14 protein-coding genes and 1 pseudogene are annotated in these 12773 nt (G+C 35.3%); 4 read left to right on the top strand and 11 right to left on the bottom strand.

The genetic code is table 11. The features are described from left to right. Positions 1-183: 183 nt before the first annotated feature. The 3 genes and pseudogenes from EKM60_RS06250 to EKM60_RS06260 all read right to left on the bottom strand — a co-directional run bounded on the left by EKM60_RS06250 (position 184) and on the right by EKM60_RS06260 (position 2033). A complete protein-coding gene (locus EKM60_RS06250; protein WP_125713576.1) occupies positions 184-963 on the bottom strand; it encodes a hypothetical protein in 780 nt (259 codons plus the stop codon). Continuing rightward, complete coding sequence (locus tag EKM60_RS06255) at positions 956-1666, bottom strand: ATP-binding cassette domain-containing protein (protein WP_125713578.1); 711 nt, start codon at positions 1664-1666, stop codon at positions 956-958. The genes EKM60_RS06250 and EKM60_RS06255 overlap by 8 nt, the downstream gene beginning before the upstream one ends. Then, positions 1659-2033 (bottom strand): annotated as a pseudogene (locus EKM60_RS06260) (GntR family transcriptional regulator). The gene EKM60_RS06255 and the pseudogene EKM60_RS06260 overlap by 8 nt, the downstream one beginning before the upstream one ends. Before the next feature lie 689 nt (positions 2034-2722). Here EKM60_RS06260 and EKM60_RS06270 point away from each other — a divergent pair. The 4 genes from EKM60_RS06270 to EKM60_RS11370 all read left to right on the top strand — a co-directional run bounded on the left by EKM60_RS06270 (position 2723) and on the right by EKM60_RS11370 (position 5190). After that, complete coding sequence (locus EKM60_RS06270; RefSeq protein ID WP_125713580.1) at positions 2723-3235, top strand: hypothetical protein; 513 nt, start codon at positions 2723-2725, stop codon at positions 3233-3235. Next, complete coding sequence (locus EKM60_RS06275; protein ID WP_125713582.1) at positions 3232-4533, top strand: glycosyltransferase; 1302 nt, start codon at positions 3232-3234, stop codon at positions 4531-4533. The genes EKM60_RS06270 and EKM60_RS06275 overlap by 4 nt, the downstream gene beginning before the upstream one ends. 73 nt (positions 4534-4606) lie before the next feature. Continuing rightward, positions 4607-4837: an antitoxin of toxin-antitoxin stability system gene (locus EKM60_RS06280; RefSeq protein ID WP_125713584.1), complete on the top strand. Its 231-nt coding sequence runs from the start codon at positions 4607-4609 to the stop codon at positions 4835-4837. A gap of 35 nt (positions 4838-4872) precedes the next feature. Further along, a complete protein-coding gene (locus EKM60_RS11370) occupies positions 4873-5190 on the top strand; it encodes a type II toxin-antitoxin system PemK/MazF family toxin (protein ID WP_164508342.1) in 318 nt (105 codons plus the stop codon). 47 nt (positions 5191-5237) lie between these two features. Here the strand turns inward: EKM60_RS11370 and EKM60_RS06290 are convergent, their stop codons facing one another. The 8 genes from EKM60_RS06290 to EKM60_RS06325 form a co-directional block, all read right to left on the bottom strand. Beyond that, entirely contained in the window at positions 5238-5501 is a 264-nt protein-coding gene (locus EKM60_RS06290; RefSeq protein WP_125713586.1) for a helix-turn-helix domain-containing protein, read from the bottom strand. Between the two features lie 28 nt (positions 5502-5529). Next, the gene (locus EKM60_RS06295; RefSeq protein WP_125713588.1) at positions 5530-7515 is read right to left on the bottom strand and encodes a glucose PTS transporter subunit IIA; all 1986 of its coding nucleotides are present in this window, start codon (positions 7513-7515) and stop codon (positions 5530-5532) included. A 147-nt stretch (positions 7516-7662) separates the two neighbouring features. Continuing rightward, positions 7663-7998, bottom strand: a complete 336-nt coding sequence (locus EKM60_RS06300) for a MazF family toxin-antitoxin system (RefSeq protein ID WP_125713590.1) — start codon at positions 7996-7998, stop codon at positions 7663-7665. Beyond that, a complete protein-coding gene (locus tag EKM60_RS06305; protein WP_125713591.1) occupies positions 7982-8275 on the bottom strand; it encodes a type II toxin-antitoxin system RelB/DinJ family antitoxin in 294 nt (97 codons plus the stop codon). The genes EKM60_RS06300 and EKM60_RS06305 overlap by 17 nt, the downstream gene beginning before the upstream one ends. 101 nt (positions 8276-8376) lie before the next feature. Continuing rightward, a complete protein-coding gene (locus EKM60_RS06310) occupies positions 8377-9507 on the bottom strand; it encodes a GGDEF domain-containing protein (RefSeq protein WP_125713593.1) in 1131 nt (376 codons plus the stop codon). Between the two features lie 218 nt (positions 9508-9725). Further along, a complete protein-coding gene (yaaA, locus tag EKM60_RS06315; protein WP_125713595.1) occupies positions 9726-10472 on the bottom strand; it encodes a peroxide stress protein YaaA in 747 nt (248 codons plus the stop codon). Positions 10473-10525: 53 nt separating this feature from the next. Beyond that, entirely contained in the window at positions 10526-12109 is a 1584-nt protein-coding gene (locus tag EKM60_RS06320) for an Nramp family divalent metal transporter (protein ID WP_125713596.1), read from the bottom strand. 40 nt (positions 12110-12149) lie between these two features. Continuing rightward, positions 12150-12590 (bottom strand): universal stress protein, encoded by a 441-nt coding sequence (locus EKM60_RS06325; protein ID WP_125713598.1) that lies wholly within the window; start codon positions 12588-12590, stop codon positions 12150-12152. Between the last annotated feature and the right edge of the window lie 183 nt (positions 12591-12773).

A 12773-nucleotide genomic window follows, 5' to 3' on the forward strand; every position in this document is an offset into this window, starting at 1 on the left:
CCGGAGGAGATGATGAATTTGGCCAGTAGTGAAAATTCTGTTAGTGCGGCAACGCCGTGCTTACAGAATGGACGATTTCGAGATTTGCGACAGCAAAGCTCAAAATCGAGACGATAGGCCAAGACTCGAGTCGGTCCCACAGCAGGCCGAATTCATCATCACCGTAGGCAAAACAACACTATACTATTCAGTAATAGTCTCAACCCAACGACCCATTAGATAAATACTTACCGCAGCTTCAATTGCGGCAACTACTAAGAATGCAGCAATATTTAAGAAGAATGTCAGAGTATCATTTGAGTTCCCGATAAATGCCATCGAACTTCCGATTTGTGTGTTTAAGAAACTAACAACACGAAGTACCAACCAAATAACTAGAATGTACATCACAACATTTAAAGCTTTGCGACCTGTACTTGGCAAAAAGTTTCCAGCTGAACGTCCAACTAGGTGGATCAAATTAATAGTTGTCCAACCTAGAGTCATCATTGATAATACGATCAATAACATGGATAGAGCACCTAATATCATACTTGAAGCACTGTAATTATTACCAGGATTCATCAATCTCATGTAAGTGTACATTTCTTGAACACTTTTCAAATTCATTGCTATAACGATTCCATAAAGAATGCATTCAACTAACATTACATAGAGAAATGAAACTACTGTTGAAGCTAAATTACCGAGATAAAATTTAATATCACTGATCGGTATCAGACGATAACTGTCTCGTGTAAAAGTCCGTTCTTGAAGGACTGACAAACGGACAAAGGCAAATATAAACACAATCGAGGACCAAGAAAATACAATGCTGGAAAAAGTTGCCGAACTTAATGTACCTGTAATTGCGATCCAAATAGATGTAACTGCAATGGCAATTAAATTGATCAATAGAATAAAATTCATTGCCTTAAATCTTTCACTGATTGTTACTTTAAAAAATTTTCCAAAACTAGTCATCTTGATTGCCCCCTTCATATAAGCTTTCATAAAAGTCTTCGATACTTTGACCATCTTTCTCACGAATTTCGTCGGTCTTCTTGTGGCAGTTGATGGTTTGACCCTTAACAACAACGACTTCATCCAAAATTGGAGCAATCTCTGTCACATAGTGATCACTGATGATCATTGTGGAATCTTCTGACTTCCATTTAAGAATACTGCTGATGATTTTCTTACGGCTCATACTGTCAATACCACCGAATGGTTCATCCAATAAATATAAGTCAGCTTTACGAGCCAAAGTCAAAGTGATGATCAGTTTTTCCTTCATACCCTTTGATAATGCAGAAATTTTAGCAGTTTTATCTAATTGAGAAAACTCTAATAGTTCATTGAAACGTTCTTCATCAAAATCAGGATAAACATTCTTATAAAAATCACGTAGCTTCTCAATTCTCATTCCAGCTGGAAATCCACCTAAATGTTCAGTAAAACTTACGTAACTCTTTCTCTTAGTTGCCGTTGTAGCATCCTTAACGGTTATCTTGCCTTTTCCATGGGCACTACCAGTGATCAAGCGCATCAAGGTAGTTTTACCAGCACCATTCTCGCCTAGTAATCCGATGATTTTTCCACTGTCGATAGTTAGATTCACGTCATGTAGAATGGTTTTTAAACTATGGTTATAATTTAAGTTTTCTATTTTTAATAGTTCACTCATCAATTTCACTCCTATTTTTCATATAATTTTTAAATTCAGTTATGATCTCATCGTCAGTTAAATTCAATGCACGCAATTGTTGATAGGTCAAAGATATTTGTTCAATAACCAATTTATCTTTCAACTGTTTGATACTTTAAACATCTTCAGTAACAAAATTACCTTTGCCGCGTTGAGATTCAATTATTTTTTCATCCAACATTTCAGTTAAAGCACGCTGAACCGTATTAACATTCGCAGTTACGTCCACCGCCAATTGTCTGACTGATGGTAATTTTACACCAGGAGCAAGCGTGCCTGTGACTATCTGATGATATAGATATTCTTTGATTTGATAATAGATAGGAACTTTGTCGTCAAAATTCATTTCCGTTCTCCCCTCTACTGTACTAGTTTACTAATACACTATATATCTATAACAACTTATTTGCAAAAAAATAAACCGCAAAAGCGATTATCTTCAGAATATAAGGAAAATTTTCTATAAGTAAGTTCTCCACTTCTCGTAAATTAAATTTACCATTTTAGCGAAAATTAATAAATATTTTTATGTTATTGTAAAATTACTGATATACATTTGACGGGAGCAAACCAGCATGAGGATAAATACTAAAGAAGCTTTTACATAGTACAAACACGAATAGTTCATCAAACACACAAACTACTCAAACTGGTAATCAATCTGCTTTCTGGGCGACTGGTTTAGGAATGTTTCTACTCGCTATTACTGAAGTATTTGGTTTCAGACGTCGTAAAGAATAATAAGATCTTTAAAGAAGTCCTTCGGGACTTCTTTTTTTATAAATTCATTTTTCTTGCATTTACTAAAGAACTATTTATTATTAAGGGAAATCAAAGGGCGTCATATCAACGATTCAGACATTTTTTAACAAAAATCAAGAAATATGAATTATAAATATATGTATATTAAAAAGCTTAGTAAAAACTACATAATCTCGTTTTCGTACATATATTTTCACCCTCGGATTTTTAAAAGGAATTATTTAATTTCTATTCTTAAATAACCTAAATGGGTACAAGTTATGGGTGATGACAATGAGAACTAAAAAAAATTACAACCCTATGCAAAATTACATCCATGATGCTTTTTTTGAACAAGGTCATTGGTTATTAAAAATCAGACAGATAATACTCACTATTCTATCGTGGATAATTATGATCATTCCAATTTATTGGACACTATCCATGACAGTTTTCGTCAATAAAAATTTGAAAGGTCAACCATGGTCGGTACCTGAAGGACGAGCTCTTTTTCAATTCTTTGGAAGTTTTCTATCTAAAGCATTTCTGGTACTGGCAGTTATTACTATTGGTTTTACCTTATACAATAATTACTACACTAAGCACCACGTAAAACGCCACGCAATTTATAATGAGAAAAAGCTCTTTGCACGTCGTGAGGCCATCAAGGATTTCTATACTTCTAAATTTGGAGAACGTGCTTATCGCCGTAATGAAATAAGATATTACGTAGTCACTCCTGAGAACAATTTTGAAATTAAGGCCATCGACAAAATCTACAGCAAATTTGAAGGTGCAAAATTATGATTAATACTGGGATCTCAAATTTCGATGCTGTGGCAAATTTCTTACTATTGATGTTAATTGCATATCCGATACTAGGATCTTTTTGTTGGCTCATCGGAATGACATGCTATCAATTTCTCTATGCACACAGGATCACAAACTATAAAAAAATAGATAAAAAACATCAACCTTTCATCACGATCATGATCCCTGCACACAATGAGGAAGTTATGATCGAAGATACAATAAACTATCTAATGAACGACTTGAATTATTCAAACTACGAGGTGCTTGTAACTGACGACGGCTCAACCGACAGCACTCCTGAGATACTAAAACGATTGATGTTAAAATACAACAACCTTAAAGTTATTAGGATCGAAAAAAATCAGGGTAAAGCTCACGCCTTCAATATTGGAATTGCCTTCACTAAAGGCGAATTCATCTTGAGTAATGATGCAGACTCTATACCTGAACCAGATGCACTTTGGAAATACATGAACTATTTCAATACATCTGAGGGACAAAATGTTGCGGCCGTGACTGCCAATATGGATGTCCAAAATCGTGATACGATCATTTGCAAATCTCAAACCGTAGAATTCTCAAGTATCGTTGGCATCATAAAACGTAGTCAAGTTGGTGTTTTCGGTAATATGTACGCATACAGTGGTGCTAATACTATGTATCGTCGTAATGCTTTGATCGACGTTGGTTTATTCAGACAAGATCGTGCAACTGAAGATATCAGTATTGCCTGGGACCACCAAATTAGCGGCTGGTCAACCGTCTTTGCACCAAATATTATTTTCTATATGAATGTACCTGACAATCTGAAAAGTTTATATCATCAAAGAAAACGCTGGGCTAAAGGTGGTACTGAAGTTTGGCTATCAAATTTTTGGAAAATTGCCTTACACCCATTTAAACGCACTCGGCAAATCGCCTTCTTAGTTGATCAAACTTTCAGTATCGTCTGGTCGTTCTTCTACTTCATCAGTTTAATGTTATTCATTGCTTCTTTGATCGGATTTATCTTTACAGGTAATCTGCAACAAGTGATTTTCCTATTTGCAATGTCATTTGTCTTTATAACCTTCGAAATGATTGCCGGAATAATCCAATTAGGAGCGGCATTAATTGTTGATGAACGTGGGCGCAAATTCAAATATTTACTATTTATGCCGTTTTACTCACTGGTATATTGGCAAGTGAACTCATTTTCCGTTGTTACAACCTTTATTCCCGCCATCAGAACTATTATGGGACACGGGCAAGGAACTTGGGAAAGTCCTAAACGTCATAGGAAAAATACGTAATTTATATTTGAACAATTAAATTGACCAATGTAAGCAACTGATATACATTGAATATATATAAGAGGTGATCATTATGAAATCCGTAAAGTTAAGAAAAGTGGGAAGTTCAAAAGTTCTAACCGTACCTAAAGAAATAAAAACTAAGTATGAAAATTTTGATGTATTCTCTGGGCGAGACGGAGCAATTGTTTTTTTGCCAAAATCAAATAATCCATTCACAGACCCTGCTTTCATTAAAAAGAATAAAGGTGCACTTTCAGACGAGGATTTCATAAAAACTGACGTATTAAATAGTGAATTTTAATATGAAAGATAAATATTACCCTAGTCAACAGGAAATTGTATGGGGTTGACTTTCAACCTTCAAAAAGCAATGAATTGCGCGGTCGACATCCCGCTGTTGTTATTAGCACGATCGGCTTTTCAATAATAACCGGACAAGCCGCCGTATCACCTATAACACATGCAGCTAACAACAACTTACGATCAATGTTTATCCCTATAAAAAAGGATCATAAAATTAATGGGTTTATCAATCCACTCCAATTTCATACATTCAGTATTAATGGCAGAAACATAAAAAGCTCTGGTGAGTTCTTAGATGATGCTTCTTTTGCGTATGTTATTCAAGCTCATAAACAAATTTTAGATATATAAAAATAACTCTTAAATACACTATCATGTGTACCTAAGAGTTATTTTTTCTACTTGTTAGAGACTAATGACATTTTAATCTCCATCCCTAATCCACGCGCATACCTGTTTAGTGTGACTAGTGTCGGCATTGAGTCCATACGTTCGATCTTGGCTAATTGCGGCTGTTGCATGCCAATACGTTCTGCCAATTCTTTTTGCGTAACGCCTGACTTAATGCGACTTTTATGTAATTGTGATAAAGTCTCGACTACCTTCATTTCATCTTTAGAAATAAGTGTAGCGTCATCTTGTAAATCATCCCATACTATCATTAGTCTAACTCCTTTCGATTACTTAAAACTATGCATCCTTAACAGCTGGCTCGCGACTGCCTAATCTTACTTTCTCAACAGCATGAACACTTTCTTCTAAGTCTTGTTCTTTAAATCCAAAGAAGTAAGTACATGTGAATGACACGACTAAAGCAGCAGCTGATGCAATTAAGAATCCTGTAAAACTACTATCAATTCCTTTAGGATTAATAAATGAAGCAAATCCAATCAATGATCCAGCAAAGCCCCACATATCAACATGCAATAACCCTGTGAGTAGTCCACCAACTGCACCACCGATATTGGCTGTCCAGAAAATACGACCGTATTTCAAGTTAATACCATACATTGCAGGTTCTGTAATTCCCGCAAAAGCTGAAATTGTTGCAGCACCAGCAATTTGTTTCATAGCGATGTTCTTCTTAGTCTTGAAAAATACTGCTAGAACGGCAGCACCTTGAGCGACCATTGTTGCTGAAACAATAGCATTTAAAGCACTATGTCCTGTTGTAGCAATCTGATTGGCAACAACTGGAATAACAGCCCAGTGTAATCCAAAAATTACTAAGCATTGATAGAAAGCACCAATAATTAATCCCGACAATGCTGGACTAAATTTCAATAATGCTACGATACCTAAAGCTAAGTACGAACTCATCAAAGTAATGACAGGTCCAACGATAACTAAAATAACCGCACTAACTACAAAAACTTCGATCAAAGGACTAACTATCATCCTAACTGTTGCAGGAATATGTCTCTTCAACCACGGTTCAACCATCGATGCCAACCATGCTGCAGCGATCATTGGGAAAATTGAATATGTATAATTTGCAACGTGGATCGGCATACCAAAGAAGTCAGCATTCATATTCATTTGAACGGAACTTGTCTTGGAAGCTAGTTGTACCAAAGTTGGATAGGCTAAAACACCACCGATAACACCAACGATTATTTGGTTAGCCCCCAGACGTTTCGCAGCTGTGAACCCTACTAATATTGGTAAGAAATAAAAGACTGAGTCTCCCATTGCATTGATGATCATGTAAGTTGAACTTGTATCTGACAACCATTTGGCAGATACGATCAAAGATAATAATCCCTTTAAAATACCGGCTGCAGCTAACAAACCAATTACTGGCATCATACTAGCCGTTATAACGCCGATCAATGAGCTGAAGTAATATTTTGTCTTAGGCCAAATACCTTTAGGTGCTGGTTCTTTTTTAACTTTTGCTTCATTATCATTCGTACCAATACCAGGACCAAGTTGTGCAACCACTGCGCCAAAAACATCTTCAACAGCTGGTCCAATAACAACCTGATATTGACCTCCAGCTTTAGCGATATCTAAAACACCATTCAAGTTCTTAATAACTTCGTCATTTGCCTTGGATTCATCTTTTAGATAAAAGCGTACACGAGTTATACAGTGAATAACGTTATCGACGTTCTCCGCTCCACCAATATTTTTGATAATATCTGTTGCTAAAACGTCAAAATCAACTTTTTGATTACTAGGTGCCTGATCAAACTCACCTTCACCTTGAGCCAATAAACTAACCGTTGCCGCCTGATCTCCAGATTGAATATCACCTGGATGAACGTCTATTTCTTTGAGGACCATTGCGGTATTAGTAATTGCTACAATTACATCAGTTATCTTACCGGCATCTTTGATCATACCAATATCCATTGTGGCTATTTGTTGACCAGCCTCGACTGAATCCCCTTCTTTTACAAGAATATTAAAAGGTTCACCGTCCAATTCAACAGTATCAACACCCATGTGGATCAGAATTTCCATACCATTATCAGTGTCGATTCCGATAGCATGTTTAGTGCTGGCAATCAAAACGATCTTTCCAGAAACTGGTGAAACTATCCTGCTGTCATTGGGCAGAACACCGAATCCATCACCCATAGCCTTTTCGGAAAACATGGGATCATGAACTTTTGTAATATTTACAAGTTCCCCACTTACTGGAGAGAGCATATCCGTAGTGCTTTTCATGGTTGAACACCTCCTAGCTCTTATTTACCTATAAGATACTATATTTAAAAGATGTTTAAACATCATATTTGGATAATTATTTTTATGAAATTTGTATTAGTTGTTTAAACAAATAAAAAAGACCTCATATAAATGAGATCTTTAAAACTATTTATTTGCATTATTAATAAAATCTGACAACCCTATTTGATCTGATTTCTGAAGATAACCAACGGATTTAATATTACTTAAATATTTAATATCAACCTCTATAGAAGATCCAATATCAACATATGATTGCATATCCAGACCGGATTTCTGCCAATCAATTATCGGATAGTACAGCTTTTTGATTCCTTCAGATTTATTTTTATATTTTGAAGTAATTCTATACAGATACACGGACTTATCATCTAATCCAACTATTAATACTGGCCTACGCTTGCCGCCTTTGCTGGTAACATAATTAACGTAAACAATTGCTATATCATTTGCTTTTATCATCGTCGTCTAACCATGCCAATAGTTCTTCTTTCGAAGTTATTTTTCTAAATTTACCTGAATCAATTTCCTCTTGAATGGTGTGGTTAAGACGTTCTGACGAAGTAGTTCTAGTCAATTTGAAAGGCATACCTTCACTAGCTACAACCTGTTTATAAAAGGCCGTAAGAGCTGTGGTAGTATTCAAACCTATATCACTAAAAACCTGATCTGCTTGTTCAACTAGCTGTTTATCAAGGTTAGCCTGAACACGCTTTTTCTCATGTGCTTTCATTTGCATCCTTATGACCTCCTTTTAGGTATGATTATACTCACATTTGATTACATTATCATCGCTTAAGTATCATAACAAATAAAAAAGACCTCATATAAATGAGATCTTTAAGCAAATGTTACTTGCATTCTTCCATTTCGTTTTGAATGATATAAATTTTGGTCAACACGATTATAAAAGTCAATAGGTGATTTATCATCTGGACACATTTCTGAAACTCCGACTGAGATAGATATTCTAATACTGTCGTTGTTAGATTTAACTTCCATATTATTCACTGCCGCAAAAACTTGGTTGACGACGACTCGAGTTTCATCTACATCATAGCCGGGGAACACTATATTGAATTCCTCTCCACCAGTTCGATAAAATTTAATTTCAGTATCATTAGCCGCTAAAACGGTTTTTACGACTGAGGATACCTGACGTAATACATGATCTCCCACTGAATGACCATAGGTATCATTGATATTTTTAAAGTGGTCGATATCAAACATCATCATCGACAATGATTGATCATTTTGATTACTGTCTTCAAATAAATATTTGATATCGTCATTATATGCAGCAAAGTTTTCAGTTTTAGTCAAAGCATCGTGACTGGCAAATTGGGCCAATCGCAACTTAAGTTCACTATCATTAGATATCATTGTGACATACATATATAGGAGAATTTCAAAAATGGTTAAATAGATCCATTCTTGCCAAAATGTTCCCCAAGAAAAGTTAAACTTCCACTTCATCCAGACCCATAACGGCCCACCAAATGAAATCGTCGTCAACAAGTATATCGGGAATGCATAACTATTATTATGAAATCTAACTCTAATGATATTTAGTGTCCAAAAGAAAAGCATCAAAGTTATCGCATGTCCCCACGATTGCCAATAGCCCAGCGATTGATTAAAAACCATATAGACTAAAACAATAGGAAAGAAAGAATAATACGGTACATAAATATTTAAGAAATACGCACAAAAGGTAATTGCAATTAATTGAAAGTTCATAAATTGCCATGAATCGCTCTTTCCAACAACCAAGGTCTGAATACTGAATACAAATACCAACATATAGATAACTCCATACCAAGTACTTATAACATCATCCGAAAGATTGATCCTGCGATTATGGATCCATGACGCGATCCAATTAAATGTGACCCAATACAAGGTAAGAACGCCTAAGACAAAGAATACACTCGTCACGAATGGCGGCACTTGCCAGTTAGACCATGTCATCTATCAAACCTTCCTTTGTATATTTAGTTTATTGCGAAATATTATATATACTATTTCGCACGACAAACCTTATGATAATCTACTTGATGATAGAAATAAAGTGTCGATTTTACCATTGAAAAAGCTTTTTAAATCACAAAAAATCATTATTTTATCCTTTTATAATCTAAATTTTAGTAATATTTTGGACTAGGTCGGTATTTAAAATAACCCCCTTTCTACTTTTGATAAACAAATACTAACCGATTCTCAGTTGAATTGCTCTTCGAAAATTTCCAATCCGGGTGATTGAACTGCTCAATTTCTTTGATTTTTGTTAATTTATTTTCGGCCATAAAACGAACCATTTCTCCACGTGCCATTTTGGCTAGAGTAGCTTTTGTCTTTAATTTTCCATCGACCACACTGCCGAAAACGACAGTCACAAATTTTTGCTCTGGTAATAAATATGGCGTGATCACTTTAGCGTATTCTTCAGACGACAGATTTACGATTGTTTCCGAATCAACGGTTAACGCATGATAGATCTTCGAACCCCAGAAATCATACAGATTCTTGAATCCTGAAACTTTCAATCTAGATTGCATCTCTAAACGATACGGAACTACTCCATCAAACGGGCCTAAGATCCCGTAAAACCCAGATAATATGCGCAAGTTTTTGCGTACATAATCCAGTGCCGGTTCAGTGAATAGATCTGGTGCCATATATTGATATTGGATTCCACTAAAGGCAATCAAAGCTGGTGTTAAATGCTTATTCAAGTCCAAATCCTGTAATCGTTGATAATTTTCTTCGGCTAGTTTATCGCTACACTGCCAAAGTTTTTTAGCTTCTTTATAGGATAATTGTTTCATTTTATCTAAAATCGATTTAGTTTCGTCCATAAAATATGGCAATTTCTCGTAATTGAATGTATCTGTATCAACAACCATTTTTTTAGCTGGTGCAATTATTATTTTCATAAATTTTATTCTAGACAAAAAAATAAGATCACACAACAGTGCGACCTTATTTTCTATTTTTCTGCAGCAAGTTTATCTTTTTTAAGTTGTGCTGCCAAGCGTTTATTTCCATGATGTAAATCTACTACGGTCCAAACCAATAAAGCCAATACGGCTAGGATCAACAAATATGCAATAGTTTTAGAAATATCTCCGTCTCCTGCGGTTGGATGATCTCCAAAGAATGCCAAAATTTGATCAGGCAAACTTATCAAATTCAAGATAGTCAATCCAATTACTGACAGCCAGCCTAGAACCTTGATCCAAAGACTATTCTTAAATCTATGTCCCATCTCCATCTCACTGTCAGTCATCATTAATAATGGCAACATTGAAAATGGCAAAGCAAAGGCCAAGAAAACCTGTGAATTGTTCATTAAATTGTTCAAAGCTGTATGTTCATCAATAGCACTCTTACCGCTAGTTAACATAACACAGATCAAAACTGGAATAACTGAGATTAATCGTGTTACCAATCTTCTCAACCAGAGAGGCATCTTCATATGAACGAAACCTTCCATAATAACTTGTCCAGTCAATGTACCTGTAATAGTTGAGTTTTGACCAGATGCCAATAAGGCAACCGCAAAAAGCGTTGATAAAATACCTGATTTAGCAACACCGATCAAGATACCGTTACTTAAAGTAGAAGTATCTGATAAGGCTTCATACAATCCAAAGAATGATGGATCTTTAACAGCACCAGTCTTGAATACAGCAACACCCATGATCAATAACAAAGCATTAACGAAAAATGCAGCCGTCAATTGAATGTTGGAATCCCATGCTGAAAATCTAACATTTTGAGCAACTGATTCTTCATCATTGTGATCCACTTTACGAGTCTGTGAAATAGCTGAATGCAGATATAAGTTATGAGGCATAACAGTTGCTCCAATGATACCTAAAGCACCACTCAACGGTGTCATACCAGCAATTTTCTCACTAGTAGAAAATGTTCTAGTAGTTGGCAACAATCCCTTAAAGACACCATTCCAATCGGGATTTGATAAGGCAACTTGATAAATAAATACAAATAAAATAACTAAAATAAGACAGACCACGATGGCTTCAATTTTTCTAAAGCCTATTTTGGTTAATAATAGCAATACTAAAACATCTAAAACGGTAATAAATACCGCAATCATTAATGGAATATGGAATAACAAATACAAAGCGATCGCCGCACCAATTACTTCAGCGATATCAGTCGCCATAATGGCAAGCTCTGTTAAAATCCATAAAACGATTCCTAATGCCTTACTCGTTCTGGCTCTAATGGCTTGCGCCAAGTCCATACTGCTTACAATCCCTAGTTTAGCTGCCATATATTGTAATAACATGGCAATTAAACTAGAAATTAGAATAACTGACATTAGTAAATACTGAAAATTCTGTCCACCGGTAATTGATGTTGACCAGTTACCTGGATCCATATAACCAACCGCAACTAATGCACCCGGTCCGGAATATGCTAATAACGTCTTAAAAAATCCTTTGTTCTTAGGTACTGAAACCGTGCCATTGATCTCTTCTAGTGAAGGACCATTAGCATATTGAATCAGCTTATGCTTACGTGGCTCATTTTCCTTTGCCATAAATAATCTCCCTTTAGTACAAAATTACGATATTCAATTATCAACGAACGATCATGATTGATATTGGTGAATGCTTAGCCATATAGGCAGCTTGTGATCCAAAATATTTTCTAATGCCTTTTTTAGATAGCGAACCTATAACCAACAAGTCAGCTTCAGTATCAGGAATAACTTGCTTAACAATGGTTTCACCAGGATCACCTTCGGCGATAAACATTTCAACTTGTTTAACACCGGCATCTAAAGCAACTTGACGATATTCTTTAATATGTTCTTCGAGTTCTTTTCGTTCCCCATGAACGTAATCTTTGGTTAATGCTTGATAAACATTCATTTCATCATTTTCCAAAATTGAAGTAATGATCATTGTTGAATCATCATTGATACAACGTCTCATTGCATATCTAAATGCTAATTGTGCATCATCAGAATCATCAACACCGACCAACACTCTCTTGAAAGTATTTTTATCTTTTGTCATTTGAATTGCTCCTTTCTACGATTCCCATTCTAGTACAAATTAATGAACTGTAAAGTTTTTTTTAAGGATAACTAATAAAAAGATAAATACAATTTGACTTTATCAAGCAACTAAAGGTACGCCATATGCCAAAATAGTCATTTCACTAATATTGCTTATATATCAATGTTCAGTTCGTAAATA

The organism is Companilactobacillus kedongensis (assembly GCF_003946625.1).
Taxonomy (GTDB): Bacteria; Bacillota; Bacilli; order Lactobacillales; family Lactobacillaceae; genus Companilactobacillus; species Companilactobacillus kedongensis.